Origin of the sequence: Burkholderia sp. Bp9031 (genome assembly GCF_003857965.1) — a bacterium.
GTDB lineage: Bacteria > Pseudomonadota > Gammaproteobacteria > Burkholderiales > Burkholderiaceae > Burkholderia > Burkholderia ambifaria_A.
The window spans coordinates 30,932-52,696 of the sequence record NZ_QTPW01000029.1 but is presented as its reverse complement, the minus strand read 5'-3'; the positions used below and the strand labels follow the sequence as shown (position 1 = coordinate 52,696).

The 21,765-nt window shown below is 64.4% G+C and carries 21 protein-coding genes and 1 pseudogene; 9 read left to right on the top strand and 13 right to left on the bottom strand.

Features of this window, described 5'->3' with window-relative positions; genetic code table 11:
• Positions 1–4: 4 nt before the first annotated feature.
• Together acnB and DIE15_RS28785 are read right to left on the bottom strand one after the other, a co-directional pair.
• Entirely contained in the window at positions 5–2,590 is a 2,586-nt protein-coding gene (gene acnB, locus DIE15_RS28790; RefSeq protein WP_057927748.1) for a bifunctional aconitate hydratase 2/2-methylisocitrate dehydratase, read from the bottom strand.
• Positions 2,591–3,147: 557 nt separating this feature from the next.
• Positions 3,148–3,789 carry a helix-turn-helix domain-containing protein gene (locus DIE15_RS28785; protein WP_057927749.1) on the bottom strand — a complete coding sequence of 214 codons (642 nt, stop codon included), beginning with the start codon at positions 3,787–3,789 and terminating at the stop codon, positions 3,148–3,150.
• 106 nt (positions 3,790–3,895) lie between these two features.
• Here DIE15_RS28785 and DIE15_RS28780 point away from each other — a divergent pair, with 106 nt between their 5' ends.
• The 4 genes from DIE15_RS28780 to DIE15_RS28765 are packed head-to-tail and all read left to right on the top strand — an operon-like array spanning position 3,896 to position 8,357.
• Positions 3,896–5,185, top strand: coding sequence for an MFS transporter (locus DIE15_RS28780; RefSeq protein ID WP_057927750.1), 1,290 nt, complete (start codon positions 3,896–3,898; stop codon positions 5,183–5,185).
• 25 nt (positions 5,186–5,210) lie between these two features.
• A complete protein-coding gene (locus DIE15_RS28775; RefSeq protein WP_124834918.1) occupies positions 5,211–6,737 on the top strand; it encodes an amidase in 1,527 nt (508 codons plus the stop codon).
• A 16-nt stretch (positions 6,738–6,753) separates the two neighbouring features.
• Positions 6,754–7,107 carry a RidA family protein gene (locus tag DIE15_RS28770; RefSeq protein WP_057927752.1) on the top strand — a complete coding sequence of 118 codons (354 nt, stop codon included), beginning with the start codon at positions 6,754–6,756 and terminating at the stop codon, positions 7,105–7,107.
• An 11-nt stretch (positions 7,108–7,118) separates the two neighbouring features.
• Entirely contained in the window at positions 7,119–8,357 is a 1,239-nt protein-coding gene (locus DIE15_RS28765; RefSeq protein WP_124834917.1) for an FAD-binding oxidoreductase, read from the top strand.
• Positions 8,358–8,543: 186 nt separating this feature from the next.
• Here DIE15_RS28765 and rarD read toward each other — a convergent pair whose 3' ends face one another.
• Complete coding sequence (gene rarD, locus DIE15_RS28760; protein ID WP_057927754.1) at positions 8,544–9,437, bottom strand: EamA family transporter RarD; 894 nt, start codon at positions 9,435–9,437, stop codon at positions 8,544–8,546.
• 433 nt (positions 9,438–9,870) lie between these two features.
• Positions 9,871–10,848, bottom strand: coding sequence for a YafY family protein (locus tag DIE15_RS28755; RefSeq protein WP_124834916.1), 978 nt, complete (start codon positions 10,846–10,848; stop codon positions 9,871–9,873).
• Between the two features lie 169 nt (positions 10,849–11,017).
• Between DIE15_RS28755 and DIE15_RS28750 the strand changes: the two genes are divergently transcribed.
• Positions 11,018–11,680 carry a glutathione S-transferase family protein gene (locus tag DIE15_RS28750; RefSeq protein ID WP_124834944.1) on the top strand — a complete coding sequence of 221 codons (663 nt, stop codon included), beginning with the start codon at positions 11,018–11,020 and terminating at the stop codon, positions 11,678–11,680.
• A 57-nt stretch (positions 11,681–11,737) separates the two neighbouring features.
• Here DIE15_RS28750 and moaD read toward each other — a convergent pair whose 3' ends face one another.
• From moaD to fdhD, 5 genes are all read right to left on the bottom strand, one after another.
• A complete protein-coding gene (gene moaD, locus DIE15_RS28745) occupies positions 11,738–11,995 on the bottom strand; it encodes a molybdopterin converting factor subunit 1 (RefSeq protein WP_057927757.1) in 258 nt (85 codons plus the stop codon).
• Between the two features lie 58 nt (positions 11,996–12,053).
• Positions 12,054–12,617, bottom strand: a complete 564-nt coding sequence (locus DIE15_RS28740; RefSeq protein WP_124834915.1) for a molybdenum cofactor biosynthesis protein MoaE — start codon at positions 12,615–12,617, stop codon at positions 12,054–12,056.
• Between the two features lie 45 nt (positions 12,618–12,662).
• Entirely contained in the window at positions 12,663–13,781 is a 1,119-nt protein-coding gene (gene moaA / locus DIE15_RS28735) for a GTP 3',8-cyclase MoaA (protein ID WP_124834914.1), read from the bottom strand.
• Positions 13,782–13,977: 196 nt separating this feature from the next.
• Positions 13,978–15,198 (bottom strand): gephyrin-like molybdotransferase Glp, encoded by a 1,221-nt coding sequence (glp, locus tag DIE15_RS28725; protein ID WP_124834912.1) that lies wholly within the window; start codon positions 15,196–15,198, stop codon positions 13,978–13,980.
• On the bottom strand, positions 15,198–16,067 hold the full coding sequence (gene fdhD, locus DIE15_RS28720) for a formate dehydrogenase accessory sulfurtransferase FdhD (RefSeq protein WP_057927761.1): 870 nt from the start codon (positions 16,065–16,067) through the stop codon (positions 15,198–15,200). The genes glp and fdhD overlap by 1 nt, the downstream gene beginning before the upstream one ends.
• A gap of 405 nt (positions 16,068–16,472) precedes the next feature.
• On the opposite strand from fdhD, the gene DIE15_RS28710 reads away from it, so the two are divergent.
• The 4 genes from DIE15_RS28710 (at position 16,473) to DIE15_RS28695 (ending at position 20,410) form a co-directional block, all read left to right on the top strand.
• Positions 16,473–17,873, top strand: coding sequence for a cytochrome ubiquinol oxidase subunit I (locus DIE15_RS28710; protein ID WP_124834911.1), 1,401 nt, complete (start codon positions 16,473–16,475; stop codon positions 17,871–17,873).
• A gap of 3 nt (positions 17,874–17,876) precedes the next feature.
• The gene (gene cydB, locus DIE15_RS28705) at positions 17,877–18,884 is read left to right on the top strand and encodes a cytochrome d ubiquinol oxidase subunit II (RefSeq protein ID WP_124834910.1); all 1,008 of its coding nucleotides are present in this window, start codon (positions 17,877–17,879) and stop codon (positions 18,882–18,884) included.
• Between the two features lie 171 nt (positions 18,885–19,055).
• Positions 19,056–19,976: a bestrophin family protein gene (locus DIE15_RS28700; protein ID WP_124834909.1), complete on the top strand. Its 921-nt coding sequence runs from the start codon at positions 19,056–19,058 to the stop codon at positions 19,974–19,976.
• Between the two features lie 47 nt (positions 19,977–20,023).
• The gene (locus tag DIE15_RS28695; protein WP_057927765.1) at positions 20,024–20,410 is read left to right on the top strand and encodes a VOC family protein; all 387 of its coding nucleotides are present in this window, start codon (positions 20,024–20,026) and stop codon (positions 20,408–20,410) included.
• Positions 20,411–20,466: 56 nt separating this feature from the next.
• On the opposite strand, the pseudogene DIE15_RS38210 reads toward DIE15_RS28695, so the two are convergent.
• From DIE15_RS38210 to DIE15_RS28675, 4 genes and pseudogenes are all read right to left on the bottom strand, one after another.
• Positions 20,467–20,694, bottom strand: a pseudogene (locus DIE15_RS38210) (nuclear transport factor 2 family protein); the annotation flags it as partial.
• Positions 20,667–21,017: a DUF1493 family protein gene (locus tag DIE15_RS28685; RefSeq protein WP_057927766.1), complete on the bottom strand. Its 351-nt coding sequence runs from the start codon at positions 21,015–21,017 to the stop codon at positions 20,667–20,669. The pseudogene DIE15_RS38210 and the gene DIE15_RS28685, both read right to left, overlap by 28 nt.
• Complete coding sequence (locus DIE15_RS28680) at positions 21,017–21,445, bottom strand: STM2901 family protein (protein WP_124834908.1); 429 nt, start codon at positions 21,443–21,445, stop codon at positions 21,017–21,019. The genes DIE15_RS28685 and DIE15_RS28680 overlap by 1 nt, the downstream gene beginning before the upstream one ends.
• Positions 21,446–21,484: 39 nt before the next feature.
• Positions 21,485–21,736 carry a hypothetical protein gene (locus DIE15_RS28675; RefSeq protein WP_124834907.1) on the bottom strand — a complete coding sequence of 84 codons (252 nt, stop codon included), beginning with the start codon at positions 21,734–21,736 and terminating at the stop codon, positions 21,485–21,487.
• Between the last annotated feature and the right edge of the window lie 29 nt (positions 21,737–21,765).

The window sequence follows — 21,765 nt, the reverse complement described above, 5'->3', positions numbered from 1 at the left end:
ATGCTTAGATCTGCACGGTGTCGGCGACTTCCTTGAAGTCTTCGATCTGGTCGAAGTTCATGTACTGGTAGATCTTGTCGCCGTTCGCATTGAGCACGCCCATGTCGGCCATGTACTCTTCCTTGGTCGGGATCTTGCCCAGACGCGAGCAGATCGCTGCCAGTTCCGCCGAGCCGAGGTACACGTTCGTGTTCTTGCCCAGGCGGTTCGGGAAGTTGCGGGTCGACGTCGACATCACCGTCGCGCCTTCGCGCACCTGTGCCTGGTTGCCCATGCACAGCGAGCAGCCCGGCATTTCCGTGCGCGCGCCGGCCGTGCCGAACACGCCGTAGTGACCTTCTTCCGTCAGCTGCTTCTGGTCCATCTTGGTCGGCGGGGCGACCCACAGCTTGACCGGAATGTCGCGCTTGCCTTCCAGCAGCTTCGACGCGGCACGGAAGTGACCGATGTTGGTCATGCACGAGCCGATGAACACTTCGTCGATCGTCGCGCCTGCGACGTCGGACAGCGTCTTCACGTCGTCCGGGTCGTTCGGGCATGCAACGATCGGCTCGTGGATGTCGGCCAGGTCGATCTCGATGACGGCCGCGTATTCGGCGTCGGCATCCGGCGACAGCAGTTGCGGGTCGGCCAGCCACTGCTCCATCGCCGCGATACGGCGCTGCAGGCTGCGCGGATCCTGGTAGCCCTGCGCGATCATCCACTTCAGCAGCGTGACGTTGCTGTTCAGGTACTCGATGATCGGTTCCTTGTTCAGGTGCACCGTGCAACCGGCTGCCGAACGCTCGGCCGACGCATCCGACAGCTCGAACGCTTGCTCGACCTTCAGGTCGGGCAGGCCTTCGATTTCGAGAATGCGGCCCGAGAAGATGTTCTTCTTGCCTTGCTTGGCGACCGTCAGCATGCCTTGCTTGATCGCGTACAGCGGAATCGCGTTGACCAGGTCACGCAGCGTGACGCCCGGCTGCATCTTGCCCTTGAAGCGGACCAGCACCGATTCCGGCATGTCGAGCGGCATCGTGCCGGTGGCGGCCGCGAACGCGACCAGGCCCGAGCCTGCCGGGAAGCTGATACCGATCGGGAAGCGCGTGTGCGAGTCGCCGCCGGTGCCGACGGTGTCGGGCAGCAGCATGCGGTTCAGCCACGAGTGGATCACGCCGTCGCCCGGGCGCAGCGCGATGCCGCCACGCGTGCTGATGAAGTTCGGCAGCGTCTGGTGCGTCTTCACGTCGACCGGCTTCGGATAAGCGGCGGTGTGGCAGAACGACTGCATCACGAGATCGGCCGAGAAGCCGAGGCATGCCAGATCCTTCAGTTCGTCGCGGGTCATCGGGCCCGTGGTGTCCTGCGAGCCGACCGAGGTCATCTTCGGTTCGCAGTACGTGCCCGGACGCACGCCCTGGCCTTCCGGCAGACCGCATGCGCGGCCGACCATCTTCTGTGCGAGCGAGAAGCCCTTGCCGCTGTCGGCCGGCTGGTGCGGCAGGCGGAACAGCGTCGACGGTGCGAGACCCAGCGCTTCACGCGCCTTCGCGGTCAGGCCGCGGCCGATGATCAGCGGAATGCGGCCGCCGGCGCGCACTTCGTCGAACAGCACGTCGGACTTGACCTGGAATTCGGCGATCACGTTGCCGTCCTTCAGCGCCTTGCCTTCGTACGGGCGCAGTTCGACCACGTCGCCCATTTCCATCTGCGACACATCGAGTTCGATCGGCAGCGCGCCGGCATCTTCCATCGTGTTGTAGAAGATCGGGGCGATCTTGCCGCCCAGGCACACGCCGCCGAAGCGCTTGTTCGGAACGAACGGGATGTCTTCGCCGGTGAACCACAGCACCGAGTTGGTGGCCGACTTGCGCGAGGAGCCGGTGCCGACCACGTCGCCGACGTAGGCGACCAGGTGACCCTTTTCCTTCAGCGATTCGATGAACTTGACCGGGCCGCGCTTGCCGTCTTCTTCCGGCGTGATGCCCGGGCGCGCGTTCTTCAGCATCGCGAGCGCGTGCATCGGGATGTCCGGGCGGGTGGTGGCGTCCGGCGCCGGCGACAGGTCGTCGGTGTTGGTTTCGCCCGTGACCTTGAACACGGTGATGGTCAGGCTTTGCGGTACTTCCGGACGGCTCGTGAACCATTCGGCGTCGGCCCAGCTTTGCAGCACGGCCTTCGCGTGCGCGTTGCCCTTGTCGGCGAGTTCCTTCACGTCATGGAACTGGTCGAACATCAGCAGGGTTTTCTTCAGCGCGTCGGCCGCGACGGCCGCGACGGCTTCGTCGGACAGCAGCTCGATCAGCGGCTGGATGTTGTAGCCGCCGAGCATCGTGCCGAGCAGTTCGGTCGCGCGCTCGCGCGAGATCAGCGGGCAGGCCGTCTCGCCCTTCGCGACGGCGGCCAGGAAGCCGGCTTTCACGCGTGCGGCTTCGTCGACGCCGGCGGGGACGCGGTGGGTGATCAGGTCGAGCAGCGTCTGCTCTTCGCCTGCGGGCGGGTTCGCCAGCAGTTCCACCAGTTCGGCGGTTTGCTGAGCGGTCAGCGGCAGGGGGGGAATACCAAGCGCGGCGCGGGCGGCCACGTGAGCACGAAAGTTTTCAAGCATGGGGGGACCTGCTGAGATTGCGTTTCAGGGGAAGGGCTTTCCAGGCACGCCGAGGCTGCTGTTCCGGAGACTGCTTCATTGCTTGGACGGGATTCTAATCGCAATATATTCAGGCGTCAAATGTCTTATGTCTTATATAAGAGTTGGTGGCGAGGTGGATGGACTTTCTTGCTGGGTCGATTCGACGGGATGTGCTGGAGCCTTGCCGTGCAAGGTTGTATGGGCAATTCAGGAGGAAAGTGGGTACGAGGAGAGGTCGAACGCCGGCAGGGCGTTCATGGCGTGGGACTTCGTCCGGCGTGGCATCGAGGCTGTCGATGCGCGATTCCGCTATGTGAAAAAGTCGGAATTTTCCAATTAAGACCTGGCCTTGCCTGTCTACTGGGACTCACGGGCCTCGCCAGTACAGAAGCAAGTGGAGCAACCCTCATTCGGGCGTCGGAATCCGTGATGATCGTGGTCGCATCTGCAATCCTGTTTCGCGAGCGGCCGACGGGCAGATTCGTCGTGGGGATCGCGTTCAGCCTCCGCTCGCCTCAGCGCAACTCGACGCGTGATCACATCGCGTCAGCCGGCCGATGCGCATCCGTGTCCACGCAGCACACCAACACTTCCGCGGGCTGCTTGCCGGTACTCAGATACACATGCCCGACCGAACTATCGAAATACAGGCTGTCACCGGGTTTCAGTTCGAACACCTTGCCCGTTTCGAATCTGAGTTCGAGCGAACCCTGCAGCAAGAATACGAATTCCTCGCCGCTATGACGAATGTAGTCCGGGAAATCGGACAGCTTGCGCGCCCGCACATGTCCGCGCATCGGCACCATGCGCTTACCCGTCAGTTCATTTGCGAGCATGTGGTACTCGTAGTTGGGCGTGTCGTAGACCATTTGCTGATCCGCCGCCGTAAAGGTCGGCACGATATGGCCCGCCGCTCGTTGCGCGCGCCCGAATAGCTCATCGAAGCCGAGTTCCAGCGCGTGGGCAAGCGCCGCAAACTTGTCATAGGTCAGCGCGATGTCGCCGCGCTCCGCCTTAGAGATCGTCGATACGGCGATGCCCGAGCGCGCCGACAACTCCATCAGCGTCAGTCCATGCGCCTTGCGCGCATCGCGCAGGCGTGCGCCGACCGCCTTGTGATCAATCTGCGATGAAGCTTCGACGGATGTGGGCATCTGTCGCCCATTGGATCTGGCCATGACCGGTACGCTCGAATCGGGTATGCGGGTTTTGTCGTATACGAGAATAAAATTTTTCTCGTATATGATAACTCACATCGAGTCCTATCCTGAAGGATCCATCGCCATGTCAACACTTGCATTGGAAAAAGCAGGTCTTTCGAAGACCCAGGTCATCGCCGCGACGACGCTGGGTACGGCGCTGGAGTTCTACGACTTCACGATTTACAGCTTCTTCGCGATCCAGATCGGACAACTGTTCTTCCCGTCCGCGTCGCCGGTGAATCAGTTCCTGCTGTCGATCGGCGTCTTCGGCGTGGGCTTCGTCGTGAGGCCGCTGGGCGGGATCATCATTGGCGCTTACGCGGATCGCGCCGGACGCAAGAAAGCGATGGTGCTGACTATCATGTTGATGGCACTCAGCTGCGCACTGATCGCCTGCGCGCCGACTTATGCGGTCGCGGGCATGGCCGCGCCGTTCATCGTGCTCGCCGCACGACTGATCCAGGGCTTCGCGGCGGGCGGCGAGTTCGGTCCGGGCACGACGCTACTCGTCGAATATGCATCGGATTCGACCCGCGCCTTCTTCGCAAGCTGGAATTTCTCGGCTACCGCGCTAGGCGTCGCGATGGGCGCGGCGGTCGCGACGCTCGTCAATCTGGTGCTGCCGAAGGAGGCCGTTCTTGCGTGGGGCTGGCGCATTCCGTTCGTGCTGGGCATCGTCGCAGCGCCCGTCGGCATGCTGATCCGGCGGCGTCTGGAAGAAACCTTGAGCGATGTATCGTCGGGTGGCAAGCATGCAAAAGCGGGCGCGTTGAAGGCGGCGCTCACCACGCATCTCAAGCTGACCATCCTCGGGACTTTCGCGGAGCTCGGCGGCTCGGTTTCGGTGTACATCACGGCGTTCTTCCTGCCGAGCCATGCAGTGCGCACGCTGCATCTCTCATCGACAGCATCGGTCGTCGCAGGCCTGGTCAGCTCGCTCGTGCTGTTCTCCGCCGCGCCCATCGCCGGAAAGCTCGCGGACCGCTACAGCCGCAAGCGCGTGCTCGTGGTGTCGCGCGTGGTCTTGCTTCTGAGCATCTATCCTGCGTTCGCGTGGTTGTCGGCTGCGCCATCGATGGGCCTGTTGTGCGCTGTATCCGCGTTCCTTTCGATCTTCGTTGCCGGGCAGATCGTGCCGGTCCTCGTGATGATCCCCGAACTCTTTCCGAAGCACGTCCGTGCGACGGGCATCGCACTGACCTATGTGGTAAGCGCCTCGTTCTTCGGCGGATTCTCGCCGTTCATCGCAAGCTGGCTCGTTGTCCGCACCGGCAATGTGCTCGCGCCGGCATGGTACGTCGCAGCGGCCTGCGCGATCTCGCTCGTGCCAGTGATCTGGTTGCGCGACCGCACGGGCGAAGCCCTCAACTGAATCCACTTTGCATCCACGAAAGCACATGTCCGATACTGACGACCTCGTGAGCCGCAATGCAGTCGAGCTGCGGCGCATGATCGGTGCGAAAGAGATTTCGCCCGTCGAGCTGCTCGATGCGTGCATCGATCGCATCGAAGCCATCAACCCTGCCGTGAATGCCATCACGGCGACCTGTTACGACGCCGCGCGCGAAGCCGCGAAGGCCGCCGAACGCAAGGTGCTCGTCGGCGAGCCGCTTGGACTGCTGCACGGCTTGCCGCTCGGCGTGAAGGATCTCGAAGATACGGCGAATCTGCTTACCACGTATGGCTCGCCGATGTCGCGCGGCCACGTGCCGTCGCGCGACGTGGTGCTGGTCGAACGATTGCGCGCGGCGGGCGCGATTCTCGTCGGCAAGACGAACGTGCCCGAACTCGGCGCCGGCGCCAACACGCGCAACCCCGTGTGGGGCGCAACGGGCAATCCGTTCAATCCGGAACTGAACGCAGGCGGCTCCTCCGGCGGCTCGGCAGCTGCGCTCGCGTGCGACATGCTGCCGGTCTGCAGCGGCTCGGACACAGGCGGCTCGCTACGGATTCCCGCATCGAAATGCGGTGTGGTCGGGTTCAGGCCCTCTGCCGGACTCGTGCCGAACTCGCGGCGGCTGCTCGGATGGACGCCGATTTCTGTCGTCGGTCCGATGGGCCGCGACGTCGAAGAAACAGCCTTGCAGCTTGCTGCGACGGCCGGTCTCTCATCGGGCGATCCGCTCAGCTACGAAGTCGACGCAATGCGCTTCACGACCTTGCCCGAGTTCGATCTGGCCACGCTGCGTGTCGGTTATACGGAGGACTTCGGCGCGTGCGATGTCGATGACGACATTCGTGCCGTGTTCCGCTCGCGCATGGCCGCGCTCGGCGAGATGGTCCATACGTGCGAGCCGGTCAGCTTCGACCTCGGCGATGCGCATCGCGCGTTCGATGTGATTCGCGCGGAAAGCTTCGTCGCCGGACTGCGCGATGCCTACGCGCGCGACCCCGGCGCACTCGGGCCAAACACGCGCGCGAACTATGAAATGGGTGCGTCGATGACACTCGCCGACAGCGCATGGGCGCAAGCCGAGCAGACGCGTATCTTCAGGCGCTTCCAGTCCGCATTCGAACGTTACGATGTGATTGTGTCGCCGACCACGCCCGTATCGCCGTTCCCTTGGCGCGAGTTGTATGCGGCGCAAATCAACGGCCGCGCGCAGGAAAATTACTATCGATGGCTCGCGCTGACTTACGTCGTGACGCTCACGACACATCCGGCGATCTCGCTGCCGTGCGGCGTCGATCATGCGGACATGCCATTCGGCTTGCAGATCGTCGGCCCGTTTCACGGCGATCTGAAAACGCTGTCCGTTGCGCGCGCGATGGAACGCGCATTCGACAACGATCCGATCATGCGCAGACCACGCCCCGATCTCTCGAAGCTCACACAACCGAACCCGGCGCTGAAGTCGATCGTCACCGCGCCGCCAATCCTCACTTCGACGAGCCCGGATCAGTCCGGCATGTCGTCCGTTTAACACTCGAGAGCCCGTCATGTCCAACGAAATCAAAAGACTGCAAACCAACGCACGCATGAGTCAAGTGGTGATTGTCAATGGCGTTGTCTACCTGTCCGGACAAATACCAGACACAGCCGGCGCATCGATCACCGCGCAGACGACGGAAGTATTGACTCGCATCGATGCACTGCTTGCAGCGGCAAGCATCGACAAGACGCGCCTCATTTCAGCGAATATTTGGCTTAGCGACCCGAAGCACTTCGACGAATTCAATGCGGCTTGGGAAGCGTGGGTTCCGTCGGGCCATGCACCGACACGTGCCTGCGTGCAGGCATTGCTGATGAGGCCCGGTCTCGATGTCGAGGTGGCTGTCACCGCGCTCGCCTGACGAGAAATGCAATGAAGTTCGATACGCTCGTACTCGGTGGCGGCATGGTGGGTGTTTCCATCGCCGTGCATCTGCAAAAACGTGGATTGTCCGTCGCGCTCGTCGACCGCAAGGCGCCGGGAAACGAGACGTCGCTCGGCAATGCAGGGCTGATCCAGCGCGAAGGCGTGTATCCCTATGCGCTTCCGCGTGATGTCGCCACACTCGCGCGGTACGCGCGTAACCGCTCGCCGGATGTGCGCTATCATCCGCGCGCCATGCCATCGGTGATGCCTTTTCTGTACCGGTACTGGCATCACTCGCGAGCGGACCGTCATGCGGCCATCGCCCGTGCGTATTCGACGCTGATCGAGCACTGCGTCAGCGAACATCGTGCGTTGGTCGAGGCTTCGGGTGCGCAGGCATTGCTGCGCACCGGCGGCTGGCTCAAGGTGTTTCGCAGCGCGCACAAGCACGACGCCGAGATGCGCGTCGCGGAACAATGGAGGACGCAATATGGCGTCGGGTTCGACGCCCTTGATGCCGCACAATTGCAACGCGACGAGCCGTCGCTGAGTGACGCGCTGATCGGCGCATTGCGCTACACGGATGCCGATTCCGTGAGCGACCCGAATGCGCTCGTCACGGCATACGCACGCTACTTCGAGAAGCTGGGCGGTCGCATCTTCATCGGCGATGCGACGACGCTCGAGCCAGGATGGAGCGTCTCAACGGAGGCGGGCCGCATCGATGCGCACTCGGCTGTGATCGCACTCGGTCCGTGGTCGGATGTGGTCACTTCACGCTTGGGATATCGGCTGCCGCTTGCCGTCAAGCGGGGTTATCACATGCACTACGCGGCGCAGGAAGGGGCGCGCCTAAATCAGCCGGTGCTCGATGCGGAAATCGGCTACATGATGACACCGATGGCGCGCGGCATTCGTCTCACGACAGGTGCAGAGCTGGGGTACCGCGATGCGCCCGCCACGCCCGTGCAACTCGAAGCAATCGAACCGATTGCACGTGAGACATTTCCGCTTGGCAAGCGGCTCGATGAACAACCCTGGCTCGGCCGTCGCCCCTGCACGCCGGACATGATGCCGATCATTGGGCCCGCGAAGCGACACAAGGACCTATGGTTTGCCTTTGGACACGCGCATCATGGATTGACCCTTGGGCCCGTCACTGGGCGCTTGCTCGCCGAGATGATGGTTGGGGCCGAACCCGTCGCGGACCCTTTCCCGTTCCGTGCTGACCGATTCAGTAGCTGATGAGACTCGACCAGGATTGAACGCCAAACACCGGGTTCCGGTCATTAGCGATCTTTACGAGGTGCGTCAACAGGCTGTGCAAAGGCCGATGAAAAGGTCGTTCCGGCGCTTCGTTCGCGCTTGCGGGGCCGCCCCAACAGGTTAGGCGGTCCCCCGGGTTTCGACACAGCCGCTACCAGCCTCCATTCAAGCTCCCCTGCGCGCCTGCCGCGCCTCTGCCAGCGTACGGCGCAGCCCTTCGAACGAGTAGAGCGCGAGCGCTACCCAGATTGCGCCGTAGCCGATCGCGCGCACCGATCCGAACGGCTCGCCGTAGATCAGCACGCCGGTGAGGAGCTGGAGCGTGGGCGTCACGTACTGGATCAGGCCGAGCGTCGAGAGCGGGATGCGTCGCGCGGCAGCCGCGAAGAGTAGCAGTGGCACGGCCGTGATAGGCCCGGCGGCAGCCAGCAGCAGTTGCAGACCGAGCGACGCATGGGTGAAATGGCTCGCACCGGCCATGCCGATCATCATCAGATAGACGATCGCCACGGGAAATAACAGCACCGTTTCGAGCGCGAGGCCTTCGAGCGCGCCGAGCTTTGCAGTCTTGCGCAAGAGGCCATAGCCGCCGAACGTCAGCGCGAGCGCGAGGCTGATCCACGGCGGCGCGCCGTTTTGCCAGGTGAGCCAGGCCACGCCGAGCGCCGCAAGCGCCACCGCGCACCATTGCAGCACGCGCATCCGCTCGTGCAGGAAGGCGAAACCGAACAACACGTTGATCAGCGGATTGATGAAGTAGCCGAGGCTCGCCTCGACGATATGCCCCGCGTTCACGGCCCAGATGTAGATGCCCCAGTTGGCCGAGAGCAGCATGGCACTCGCGGCGAAGCGTGCGATCAGGCGCCTGTCGCGCAGCGCGGGGCGCAGCCACGCCCAGTGGTGGCGCGCGACGAGCACGGCGAGGATGAACACGAGCGACCATGCCATGCGGTGGGCGAGTATTTCGAGCGCGGGAATCTGGTGGAGCGTCTTGAAGTAGACGGGAAAGAGTCCCCAGATGACGAACGCGGAAAAGGCGTAGACGATGCCGGAATTCATGGTTGGTTGTAGTTGGCCGGTGCGCGTGGTTGGTGCGAGGCGGCGTCGGTGGCAAAAAATTTCGTGCAGATTTCAGCCGGCCCTGTGCCGATCGGCCGGTTTTGCGACGATAGCTGATTTTGGCCGCCAGCCTTTGCCGCTGTCTAGCCCGACGCGACGCTTACGATGAAAGGTAGGCGCGCGCAGGAGATAACAGCGTCATGCGCGAGGCCGGCGGCCCCCTTTCATGGGGCGGCCAGGAGGCCTTTCGATGATTATCACTTGTTCGGCAGAGGTGGCCTGGTCGGCTTGGGCATCACAAGTACGCGGCCAACCTCTATCGACAGGCACCGGTGCTTCGATTCGGCAGATACGTCCTTCATCCTTGCAGCTCACGTATTTTTCTCGCGCGAGGACTTGCGTTGCCGCGTGTCCGCCGGTCATCTTGTCCGGGCTACGCGTTGCGCCCGTACAGTCCCGTCACCGCCGCAACCTCTTGCGTGAGCTTGTCAATGAGCTCCGACGGCCCCAGCACTTTCACCTCCGCCCCAAACCCCAGCAGCTTGCGCGCACCATGCTCGATCGATTCGATCGGCATCAAGAGCGCTTTCCACCCGGACGGCACCGCAGCGCTATCCGCATGCTCCAAAACCGGCATGACCTTGACGCGCGCATTGACCAGCCAGTTTTCCCCGCGCGCCGACACCGCGACATGCGCGGTCAACCGATAAAGCTCCGCCTCATACCGGCTCATCGCATCGCGCCAGTGCTGCGCCAGATCGAACCGCGCGGGCCGCTTGAACCGCCGGCGCGACGTGCCGAGTTCCCGGATATTCGCAAGCCGAAAAGTCAGCGGATCGCGCTTGCCCGCAATCTTCGCCACCACGTACCACGCGCCACCCTTGAGCACCAGCCCGAGCGGATCGAGTTCGCGACGCGACACACCACGCCAGCTTTCGTACATCACGTCGATCCGGTGCGAATTCCACACCGCATCGGCCACTTCGCGCAGAAACGCCGGCGTTTCCTGCGCCCGATACCAATCGACGGTATCGACGTGCAATCGGCTGGCGACGCGATCCGCATGTTCGCGCGAGTCCGGCGGCAGGCTGGCGATCATCTTCAATCGGGCGGATGTGGCGATCCCGTCCAGCCCGAGTTCTCCCGCCGGCCCCGGCAAACCCGCGAGGATCAGCGCGTGCGCTTCCTGCTCGGTGAGCCCGGTGAGATCGGTGCGCCAGCCATCCCGCAACTGAAAGCCGCCATTGCGTCCGCGATCACCCCAGATCGGCACGCCGGCCGTCGACAACTGATCGATATCGCGCAGGATCGTCCGCTCGGACACCTCCAGCGCGGCAGCCAGCGCCGGCGCGGTCATGCGGCCGCGTGCCTGCAACATCATCATGATCGACAACAGGCGGCTGGCTTTCATCTGCGACACCTCATCCGAAAATACATGACACTAGATGTCATGTTATCGCACCTATTATCGAACCCATTCGCGCTCGGCTCGCGCAAACAGGCGTCGAGCGCGTTTTTACCGACCAGCAGGAAGCGTCGCCGTGAACGTCACGATGCGAAATCCCATGGAGAAGCGACAGATGAAAATCATTACCGGTCCGCTGAGCATGTTCGGCGCCAAGGTCGAGATCGCGGCGTACGAGAAGGGCATCGCCTTCGAGCGTGTGCTGGTGCCGTTCAGCCAGCAGCGCGGCTACGAGCCGAAGCATCCGGACGTCCTGCGCGTCAACCCGAAGCGTCAGGTGCCGGTGCTGATGGACGGTGAACTGGAGATTTTCGATTCCACGCAGATCTTCGAGTATTTCGAGGACCTGAAGCCCGATCCCGCGTTATGGCCGGCGCAGCCGAAGGCACGCGCCGTTGCGCGTCAACTGGAGCACTGCAGCGACGAGATCTATTTCCCGCACATCATCCGGCTGATGGGCCTCGAAGCGACGCCGGATCATCCCGCGGCGCAGGCCGCGCGCGACGAAGCGCGGCAATACTACCGCCGCATGGAGCACGTGCTGGCGGACCGGGAGTTCCTGGCGGAAACCTATTCCTACGCGGACATCGCGTTCTACATGGCGCAGTTGTTCGGCGCACGCAAGGGCGCGCCGATGACGGCGGAAATGCCGAACCTGCTCGCGTGGCGCGAACGGATGACTGCGCGTCCGGCCGTGCGGAAAGTGGCCGGCGCGATGGCGGGTTATCTCGCTTCGATCGACCATCCGGTCCCGGACTTTTTGCACGGACTCTACTAGCGATCTGTTGCGCATCGAGCGGCTACGACCTGCCGATCGCCGACCGATGCAAACGGATCACCCGCCCGTCACCGGCGGAAAGAATGCCACCTCGCTATCTTCCCGCACGACGAACCCGCCGGTCACCATTTCCAGATTCACGGCCGCCCGCACCGGGCGGTCCATCCGCAGCGCTTCTGCACTACGCGCATCGCGCGCGGCGAGCGTGCCGCGCAGCGCGTCGACGGTGACTTCATGCGCATCGATCTCGACGACTTCTTCGTCGGTATGCAGTTGTTCGCGAATGCTCGCAAAGTATTTGATGGTCAGTTTCATTGCGATGTCCTGGGCGGAATCTGCGGAATCGAAATCGGAAAGGCATTGGCCGGCACGTTCAACCCCATCGCCGCATCGCCTGATCGTCATGCGCCTTCGGTTCGACCCAGCCGGCCATGCCGTCGTGCCGGATCTCCTTCTTCCAGAACGGCGCATGCGTCTTCAGGAAGTCCATGATGAACTCGCATGCATCGAACGCGGACGCGCGATGCGCGGCGGCGACCACGACGATCACGACCGGGTGGCCAAGCGGAATGCGCCCGACGCGATGCACGATCCTGACCGCTTCGAGCCGCCAGCGTGCACTGGCTTCCTCGACGATGCTCCATAACGCCTGCTCGGTCATCGTCGGGTAGTGCTCGACTTCGAGCGCGATCACGTCGTCGGCGTCGCCTTCGTTGCGTACGACACCGAGGAAATTCACGACCGCGCCGACATTCGGATTGCGAACGATCGGCGCGATCTCGGCACCGGCGTCGATCGCCGCGTATTGCACGCGCACTTCAAAGCCGGCGGCAATCGCCGGCGGCGGTTCGGCGTGCGGGTCGGCGAGTTCGGGATGGCTGCCGTCACGCGACGGATCGTCGGGTGGCGCGGCACGGGATTCGGTGGAAGTCGTCATGACGGTTCTCCATTAAGCGGTGCGCGCCGCTTCGCGCGGCAGCCGTCAGCCGCCGACGAGCGACATGCGCACGGTCGGATAGGTCTTGCCCGACGGCCGGGCCGCACGCGTGGCCCGCCGCTCGGAATAGCGGTCGTCGCGCTGCATCCATCGCGCACGCACGGCGTCGGCGAGGTGGTCGATCGCCGCGCCAGCGTCGAGCCACGGTCGCAGGTCGGTGCCCTGCATGGCGAACAGGCACGTATAGAGCCGGCCGTCGGCCGACACGCGCGCGCGCGAGCACGTGCCGCAGAACGGATGCGACACGCTCGCGATGAAACCGACTTCGCCGGCGCCATCGATATGCCGGCACCGGATTGCAGTGGCGTCGTGGCCCGGTTCGCCGACGAGCACGAGCGGATAGCTCGCTTCGATCAGCTCGCGCATCCGCTTGGCCGGCACGACCTTGTCGCCGGACCACGCGCTCGCACCGCCGACGTCCATGTATTCGATGAAGCGCACGGCCACGCCGCTATGCCGGAAGTGGCGCACGAGCGGCAGGATCTGATCGTCGTTGGCACCGCGCTCGATCACGGCGTTGACCTTCACCGGCGCGAGCCCGGCCGCCTGCGCGGCCTCGATGCCGGCCAGCACGCGCGCGACGGGCACGTCGGCGTCGCTCATCCGGCGGAACACGGTATCGTCGATCGCGTCGAGGCTGACGGTCACGCGCGACAGGCCCGCATCGCGCAGCGAGCGTGCCTTTGCGGCGAGCAGCGAACCGTTGGTCGTCAGCGCGATTTCGACGGGCTTGCCGTCGACGGTGGTCAGCGTCGCGAGCCGCTCGATCAGCGCTTCGAGGTTGCGGCGCAGCAGCGGCTCGCCGCCGGTGAGACGAATCTTTTCGACGCCGAGCGAGACGAACGCGCGGGCGATTTTCTCGAGGTGCGCGAACGACAGCCGCTCGGACGACGGCATGAACGCATAGTCGGGCCCGAAGCTGTCGCGCGGCATGCAGTAGCCGCAGCGGAAGTTGCACTGGTCGATGACGGACAGCCGCAGATCGCGCAACGGCCGCTCGAGCGTGTCGAGCGGGCGGGAGAGGGCGCCGGGCGATGCGCCACCGGATACGGCGGCGGTCGGCGCGGAAACGATGGCATTCACGATCGGTTCGTCGGCCTGCATGAAGTGAGCGTAACGGCGTCGCCGATCGGCCGCGTATGCACCGACGTGTCGGCGCACGGGGCGCGGCGAGCCTCATCCTGAGGATAGTCCGCCGGATTTTTCCGGCAGAGACACAATCCCGCCCGAAATACAGGAATACAGTTCGTCATCCTGCGTGCGCCCCTGCATGCACGACAGGCGGGCATGACGAGCGTGCTCATGCTGATGCGAGCCAGTGCGCGAAATCGTAATACGGCACCGCGTCGCCGCGCGCGATGCGTCGACCGGCCGGCAACCGCGCGAGCCCGCTCGCCTGCACGAGCGATTGCAGCGTGCCGGCGCCTTGCTGCCGCAGCGTATCGAGTACGGGCGCGCCATTGGCGTCGATGGTGCGGCGCACGCGCACGAAGCGGTCGCGCTGCGCATCCGGCTCGACGTCGATATCGATCGGCAGCGACGGTACGGCCGGCAGGCAGTCGTCGCGCCCCTGCAGGCAGCGGATCAGCGGTGCGACAAACAGCGCGAACGCGATCGTCGCGGCGCCCGGATTGCCGGGCAGCAGCACGACGGGCCGTTCATCGAGCCGCGCGAGCGCGACGGGCTTGCCGGGTTTCATCCGCACGCCCGAGACGACGAACGACGCGCCGAGTGCGCTCAGCGCGGGGCGCAGCAGGTCCTTGTCGCCGACCGATGCGCCGCCGACGCAGACGACCAGATCGCAGCGCGCGGCCATCGCGCGCAGTGCCTGATCGACGGCTGCCGCGGTATCGGCGGCATGCTCGCTCGCCGTGACGATGGCACCGGTTCCCGACACCAGTGCGGCGAGCATCGGCGCGTTGCTGTTGTAGATCTGCTGCGGCGCGCGCGGCTGGCCGCACGGAACGAGCTCGTCGCCGGTCGTGAGGATGCCGACGCGCACGGGCGGCCGCACGTCGATGTGCGTGCAGCCCTGCGCGGCGGCGACACCGACGTGCATCGCGCCGAGCCGCACGCCGGCCGGCATCAGCAGGTCGCCCGCGCGCACTTCCTCGCCGAGGCGGCGGATATGCGATCCGGCGCGCTGCGGTGCGTCGAACGCGACCCAGCCGTCCTGCTCGTGCGCGTGCTCCTGCATCACGATGGTGTCGGCACCGGGCGGAATCAGGCTGCCGGTGAAGATGCGCGCGGCCGTGCGCGGTGCGAGCGGCGACGGCGCGTCGCCCGCATAGCAGCGCTGTGCGACGCGCAGCGGCTCGCCGTGTGCGAGGTCCGCGTGACGGAGCGCGTAGCCGTCCATCGCGCTCTGGTCGGCGGGAGGCTGGTCGAGCACGGCGGCGAGCGGCGCGGCGAGCACGTGGCCGGCGGCCTGTGCGACCGGAATGGAGACGGTCGAATGCAGCGGCGCGAACATGCCGGCGAACTGCCGTTGGGCGGTATCGAAATCGGTCAGGGGTTTCATCAAGCGGTGTGAGCATGCGGTTGCGCATGCGTCGTTTCGGGTAACGGGATCGCGTCGGCCGACACGTATTCGACGAAGCCGTCGTTGCGGCAGAAGCCGAGCAGCCGCACGCCGGCTTCGCGGGCGACGTCGATCGCGAGCGACGTCGGCGCCGAGATCGTCGCGATCATCGGGATGCCGACGCGTGCCGCCTTGCGCACGAGCTCATAGCTCGCGCGGCTCGACAGGAACACGAAGCCCGCGCGCAGGTCGACGCGGCGTCGCGCGAGCCGGCCGATCAGCTTGTCGAGCGCGTTGTGGCGGCCGACGTCCTCGAAGACTTCCAGCACGGTGCCGTCTCGATCGCACCACGCGGCCGCGTGGATGCCGCCGGTCGCGCGCATCAGCGGCTGCCGCTGCGGCAACGCGCGGGCGGCGCGCGCGACGGCGTCGGCGCCGATGTCGGCCGCCGCACCCGCGGCCGCGATGCGCGGCGGATGCAGGTCGAGCTGCGCGATGCTTTCGATCCCGCAGACGCCGCAGCCGGTGCGGCCAGCCAGCGCGCGCCGGTGTGCCTTCAGCGCCATGAATGCCTGTTGCGACACGGTGAGCCTCACTTCGGCGCTGCCGGGCCGGCATTCGCTGTCGATATCGAAGACGTCGGACGCGCGCTCGACGATGCCTTCGCTCAGCGCGAAGCCGAGGCCGAACGCGTCGAGGTCGATCGGCGTGGCCATCATCACCGTGTGTGCGATGCCGTTGAACACGAGTGCAACCGGCGTCTCGTCGACGACGCGATCGACGGTGCCCAATGCTTCGCCGGCACGATGACGCGTCACATGACACGCGCGGCTGCCGTCCGGATCGTCGAGGCGGTCGCTGGGCTCCATGCGGTTTTCTCCAAGGGGGCGGCCGGCGCGGGCGCCGGGCGACGGAAACGGATTCTGCGACGGGCGATGCGCGGTGTCGCTCGCTCGCCACGGACAGGCTACGAGCCGATGGTACGGGCGTTCGGGTGTACCGCGGATGCACAGCGTTGCAGTGCGGAAAGCAGTACAGCTGACGGCCTCCCGGCCCCGAAACGGATTTTCCGTACACACATCTTCGACCCTCGGGAAAGCACAGTTTCAGCGCACGTTTGCGCGATTGCGAGTATCGTCGGAAACGCGATATCGTCATTCACGCTTCGTTGCCGTGCACTGCGATCCGTTTATGTATGCACGTGCCGTCGCGAAGCCGTCGCGCGATTTCCCGCTTCGAGCTGACGTCCTCACAACCACGAGCAAATTACGGTCATGGAAATCTTCGATGCGTTCCATCTCGCACGATTGCAATTCGCGTTCACGGTGTCGTTCCACATCGTGTTTCCTGCGATCAGCATCGGTATGGCGAGCTTCCTGGCAGTGCTGGAATGGCGTTATCTCGTCACCGGCGACGCCGCCTATAAATCCATGTTCCAGTTCTGGTCGAAGATCTTCGCGATCGGCTTCGGGATGGGCGTCGTCTCCGGCGTCGTGATGGCCTACGAGTTCGGCACGAACTGGGCGGGCTTCTCGCGTGTCGCGGGCAACATCACCGGCCCGCTGCTCACTTACGAAGTCCTGACGGCCTTCTTCCTCGAAGCGGGCTTCCTCGGCGTGATGCTGTTCGGCTGGCAGCGCGTCAGCCCGCGTGCGCACTTCTTCGCGACGCTGATGGTCGCGGTCGGCACGCTGATCTCGACGTTCTGGATCCTTGCGTCGAACAGCTTCATGCAGACGCCGCAGGGCTACAAGATCGAGAACGGCCTCGTCGTGCCGGTCGACTGGTTCAAGATCATCTTCAACCCGTCGTTCCCGTATCGCCTCGTGCACATGACGATCGCGGCGTTCATCGTCGCGGGCTTCATCGTTGCCGCGTGCGGCGCATGGCACCTGCTGAAGGGGCGCCGCGACGAGCCGGTGAAGCGCAGCTTCTCGATGGCGTTGTGGATGCTGCTGCTGCTCGCGCCGATCCAGATCGTCGTCGGCGATGCGCACGGGCTGAACACGCGCGAATACCAGCCGGCGAAGATCGCGGCGATCGAGGGGCTGTGGGAAACCGAGAAGGGCGGCACGGCGCTGAACCTCTTCGGCTTGCCCGACATGCAGGCCGAGACGACGCGCTATGCGATCCAGGTGCCGCACCTCGGCAGCCTGATCCTCACGCACAGCTGGGACGGCGAGATCCGCGGGCTGAAGGAATTCCCGCCGCAGGACCGCCCGTATTCGCCGATCGTGTTCTGGACTTTCCGGATCATGGCCGGCCTCGGGATGCTGATGCTGCTCATCGCGCTGCTTGGCCTGCTGCTGCGAAAGGGCGGACGCCTGTATGAAACGCGCTGGTTCCAGTGGTTCGTCGTATGCATGGGGCCGTCGGGCATCGTCGCGCTGCTGGCCGGCTGGATCACGACCGAGGTCGGGCGGCAGCCGTGGACCGTATACGGCGTGCTGCGCACCGTCGATTCGGTCGCGCCGCTCAGCGCGCAGCAGGTCGGCGTGTCGCTGCTGATCTTCGTGGTCGTGTATTTCCTGGTGTTCGGAACGGGTATCTATTACATGTTGAACCTGATGAAGCGCGGGCCGGCCGCACAGGCCGGATATATCGAGCTGCACCGGCATCCGGGGCTGCGCAAGAGCGCGCTGTCCACGCCGCTGAACGTCACCGAAGCGGAGTAAGCCATGCAAATCGATCTTCCTGTCGTGTGGGCCGCGATCATCGGCCTCGGCGTGTTCATCTACGTGATGCTGGACGGCTTCGACCTCGGCATCGGCCTGCTGTTTCCGTTCTTCGATGCCAAGGTCGAACGTGAAGTCATGCTGAACACCGTCGCGCCGGTGTGGGACGGCAACGAGACCTTTCTCGTGCTCGGCGGCGCGGGGCTGTACGGTGCGTTCCCGGTCGTCTACTCGACGCTGCTGCCGGCCAACTACCTGCCGCTGATCCTGATGGTGGTCGGGCTGATCTTCCGCGGCGCGGCATTCGAGCTGCGCGCGAAGGCGAACCGCACGCAGCACCTGTGGGATCTGGCATTCATCGGCGGCTCCGCGCTCGCCGCGTTCTGCCAGGGGATCACGCTCGGTTCGCTGCTGCAGGGCATCCATATCGTGAACAACCAGTTCGCGGGCGGGCCGTTCGACTGGCTGTCGCCGTTCAGCCTGTTCTGCGGGATCGGTGTGCTCGTCACCTATGCGACGCTCGGTTGCGGCTGGCTGATCCTGAAGGTCGACGGCGAGCTGCAGCGCAAGATGCGGCTCCTGATGAAACCGCTCACGGGCGTGCTGCTGGCCGTGATGGGCGTGGTCAGCCTGTGGACCGTGATCGGCCTGCCTGCCGTCGCGCATCGCTGGTTCGGCAGCGGCAATCTCGGCTGGTTCCTGCCGGTGCCGGTGCTCGTCGTCGCATGCGTGTGGGGCATCTTCCACACGGTGAAGCACCGGCACGAAGCGACGCCGTTCCTGCTGACGCTCGCGATCGTGTTCCTCGGCTACACGGGGCTCGTGATCAGCATCTGGCCGAACATCGTGCCGCCTTCGCTGACGATCTGGGATGCGTCGTCGAGCCATTCGAGCCAGCTGTTCGCGCTCGTCGGCACCGTGATCGTGCTGCCGATCATCCTCGTATACAACGCAATGCAGTACCGCGTGTTCCGCGGCAAGGTGCGCGAGGGCGACGCGGGCTATCACTGACCGGTGCGCCCGGTGACGGGCGCGGCCTGTGCGGGCGTATCATCACGCGCGGTGCGGTGCATCCCGTCGCCAGACCGGGTATCGACGCGACAGCGGCCCGCCACGCGCGGGCCGTTTCGCATCGGGCGCGCCGCGTGCATTGCGTATTCCTTTGGCAGTCGAGACAAGATCATGATCGTCAGACCACGACAAAACTGGCTCAGGATGCTGTTCGTATGGAACGGCTCCGTGCTGCAATCGATCATTCCGCAACTCGTGTTCATGGCGATCGTCAGCACGCTGGCGGTCTTCACGAACGGGCGCATCTTCGGCGAGAAGATTCCGCTGAACACCGCGCCGTTCACGCTGTTCGGGCTCGCGCTCGCGATCTTTCTCGCGTTTCGCAACAACGCGAGCTTCGAGCGCTTCAAGGAGGCACGGCTGCTGTGGGGCAACCTGCTGATCGCCGCGCGCACCGTCACGTCGCAACTGCGGCGCTACCTGCCCGACAGCGTCGGCGATGCGGAGCGCAACAGGCTCGCCGATCTGCTGATCGCACTCACCTATGCGCTGAAGCATCAGCTGCGTCATACCGATCCGATGCAGGACCTGCAGCGCATTCTCGGCGCCGAGCGGGCCGCTGCGCTCGCGCACAAGTGCTACCAGCCCGTCGCGATTCTCGATGAACTGCGCGGTGACATCGTCCGCGCGCTGGGCCGCGCGCCCGGCAGCGACGCGACGTGCTGGATGTTCGATGCGCAACTGGTCGAGCTCGGCAAGGCGGTGGGCGGCTGCGAGCGGATCCTGACCACGCCGATTCCGTTCTCGTACAGCGTGCTGCTGCATCGCACCGTGTATGCGTACTGCGTGCTGCTGCCGTTCGGTCTCGTCGATTCGACGGAATTCTTTACACCGCTGATTTGCGTATTCATCGCATACACGCTGATCGCGCTCGAAGCGATCGCGAACGAGGTTGCCGAACCGTTCGGCCTCGCGCCGAACGCGCTGGCGCTCGATGCGATGGCGCGCACGATCGAACGGTCGGTGCTGGAGCTGGGCGATCGCGCGATGCCGGAGGAATTCGTGCCGGCGTCGACGTACCAGATCACGTAAGCGGCGCGGCGACGTGCGCGTCGGCACGCACGATCCGGAGAACATCCATGCGTATCTACGTCACGAGCATCTTTGTCGACGATCAGGACAAGGCATTCGCGTTTTATACCGAGGTCCTCGGCTTCCGGCTGAAGAACAACGTGCCGGTGGGCGAGTACCGCTGGCTGACGGTCGTGTCGAAGGACCAGCCGGACGGCACCGAACTGATGCTGGAGCCGAGCCATCATCGCGCGGTCGGGCCGTACCGTCAGGCGCTTTACGAGGACGGCATTCCGGCGGCGTCGTTCCAGGTCGACGATCTCGACGCGGAGTTCGCGCGGCTCGACGCGCTCGGCGTGCGCTTCACGCTGGCGCCGATGGATGCCGGGCCCGTGCGGGTCGCGGTGCTCGACGATACGTGCGGGAACCTCGTGCAGCTCATGCAGTTGAAGTGACGCGCCGAACGCGTGATGTCCGCGCGGTTGCCGACGGGGCCGCCGAATGCCGCGTAGTCGAGCATCGCATTGCCCGCGAAAAGCCGCTCGAATTCGTTCCAGTCGCGCCGGTCGGCGGCGTGGCAGTAGCGCGTGAGCAGATCCTGGATTTCGAGCCGGTCGATCGTTTCCCGGGACGTCAGGATGCCGCGTGGGTGATAGGGAAACGATAGCGTGCGGGAGACGCGGCGCGATCGGCTCGCGATTCCCGGGGGCGCTAGGTTTCGATCGCTTCGGAGTCCCACGTCCCGAGCGATATCGCTTTGCGCAACATGCCGACGGTCAGTGCATGTCGCTGGAACGTATGGGGCTTCCCGAGCAGATATTTTCGCAAGACGTGATACAGCAACCCTTCGCCCTCCATCAGGAAGTAGCGACCAAAATCGTAGTCCCCGCGATCGACGTCGAATCGGTCGAAAAAACGTTCCATGAAGATGTCGGCGTCGTCCCCGGTCTGCCCCAGATCATCCCGGATGGAGGTGTTCTCCGTAATCCGGCGCTTGCCCGATACGGCTGCTTCCTTGCGAACGAATGCTTCCAGTGCCTCCCAGTCTTGATGGTCGTCCATTAAAGAATCCTGTCTTCCGGTTTCACAATCTGGTTGGACCGGTAAATGGTGTTTCGGACAATATGGAAGCCATCCGTGGCAAGCAGCACCCAGCCGACTCCCGGTATTGTTCGTCCGACAAACACAGCGAGGCGATGCGTCAGAATTACCCTCAATGGTTTGATGCTTTTCAGCGTGACGGTCGGCAAAACTTTGCGCTTGAATTCATACCGAAATATCGGCCTCGACATGACTGATGCGACGGACGTACCTCGGGTCGTGCCGGCCGGCTTGGCTCGGGTTGGAAGAATGGGTAGGCCTGACAGAATCAGAACAACTGCTTCGACGTCGTCGATGTTGGCCTGCTTGCAGGTTTCGTCTGTGGCAATCAGGAAGAACAACTCGATCGAAGTCAGGTCTTGCTGATTCTTGTAGCGACAGGTATTCATGCGGTGCCCTCGGGATGCCGGCGAGGTAGGCCGCACGCGCTATACGCCCCGTTCGCCGTCGTTGTTGTCGGCGCCACGGTAGCGAGGGGGGCTTGACGGGTCAATGTCGGAAGCAGGCTGGCCGCGGCGGGTGCACTGACAGGCGATCCGCACGAAAGCAACACGATGGCCGTTGCTCACGCTCTGGTTACCGCCGAGCGGCACGGAGCGCTCGCGAAACCGGTCATTTTCTTCGACGTGATGATAGGAGCGGAAGGTTTTCGGATTGTTGCAGGTTGCGTTCCATGCCAACGTTCATTCCGGACGCGCATTGTGTGGTG

What these genes read in the sequence shown, in the direction of transcription:
- DIE15_RS28695 (WP_057927765.1), top strand. Translation starts at nt 20,024, where the DNA reads ATGCGTATCTACGTCACGAGCATCTTTGTCGACGATCAGGACAAGGCA.
- DIE15_RS28700 (WP_124834909.1), top strand. Translation starts at nt 19,056, where the DNA reads ATGATCGTCAGACCACGACAAAACTGGCTCAGGATGCTGTTCGTATGG.
- cydB (WP_124834910.1), top strand. Translation starts at nt 17,877, where the DNA reads ATGCAAATCGATCTTCCTGTCGTGTGGGCCGCGATCATCGGCCTCGGC.
- fdhD (WP_057927761.1), bottom strand. Translation starts at nt 16,067, where the DNA reads ATGGAGCCCAGCGACCGCCTCGACGATCCGGACGGCAGCCGCGCGTGT.
- DIE15_RS28785 (WP_057927749.1), bottom strand. Translation starts at nt 3,789, where the DNA reads ATGGCCAGATCCAATGGGCGACAGATGCCCACATCCGTCGAAGCTTCA.
- DIE15_RS28770 (WP_057927752.1), top strand. Translation starts at nt 6,754, where the DNA reads ATGTCCAACGAAATCAAAAGACTGCAAACCAACGCACGCATGAGTCAA.
- DIE15_RS28780 (WP_057927750.1), top strand. Translation starts at nt 3,896, where the DNA reads ATGTCAACACTTGCATTGGAAAAAGCAGGTCTTTCGAAGACCCAGGTC.
- rarD (WP_057927754.1), bottom strand. Translation starts at nt 9,437, where the DNA reads ATGAATTCCGGCATCGTCTACGCCTTTTCCGCGTTCGTCATCTGGGGA.
- moaA (WP_124834914.1), bottom strand. Translation starts at nt 13,781, where the DNA reads ATGCAGGCCGACGAACCGATCGTGAATGCCATCGTTTCCGCGCCGACC.
- DIE15_RS28685 (WP_057927766.1), bottom strand. Translation starts at nt 21,017, where the DNA reads ATGGACGACCATCAAGACTGGGAGGCACTGGAAGCATTCGTTCGCAAG.
- acnB (WP_057927748.1), bottom strand. Translation starts at nt 2,590, where the DNA reads ATGCTTGAAAACTTTCGTGCTCACGTGGCCGCCCGCGCCGCGCTTGGT.
- DIE15_RS28680 (WP_124834908.1), bottom strand. Translation starts at nt 21,445, where the DNA reads ATGAATACCTGTCGCTACAAGAATCAGCAAGACCTGACTTCGATCGAG.
- DIE15_RS28710 (WP_124834911.1), top strand. Translation starts at nt 16,473, where the DNA reads ATGGAAATCTTCGATGCGTTCCATCTCGCACGATTGCAATTCGCGTTC.
- DIE15_RS28775 (WP_124834918.1), top strand. Translation starts at nt 5,211, where the DNA reads ATGTCCGATACTGACGACCTCGTGAGCCGCAATGCAGTCGAGCTGCGG.
- DIE15_RS28765 (WP_124834917.1), top strand. Translation starts at nt 7,119, where the DNA reads ATGAAGTTCGATACGCTCGTACTCGGTGGCGGCATGGTGGGTGTTTCC.
- DIE15_RS28750 (WP_124834944.1), top strand. Translation starts at nt 11,018, where the DNA reads ATGAAAATCATTACCGGTCCGCTGAGCATGTTCGGCGCCAAGGTCGAG.
- moaD (WP_057927757.1), bottom strand. Translation starts at nt 11,995, where the DNA reads ATGAAACTGACCATCAAATACTTTGCGAGCATTCGCGAACAACTGCAT.
- glp (WP_124834912.1), bottom strand. Translation starts at nt 15,198, where the DNA reads ATGAAACCCCTGACCGATTTCGATACCGCCCAACGGCAGTTCGCCGGC.
- DIE15_RS28755 (WP_124834916.1), bottom strand. Translation starts at nt 10,848, where the DNA reads ATGAAAGCCAGCCGCCTGTTGTCGATCATGATGATGTTGCAGGCACGC.
- DIE15_RS28740 (WP_124834915.1), bottom strand. Translation starts at nt 12,617, where the DNA reads ATGACGACTTCCACCGAATCCCGTGCCGCGCCACCCGACGATCCGTCG.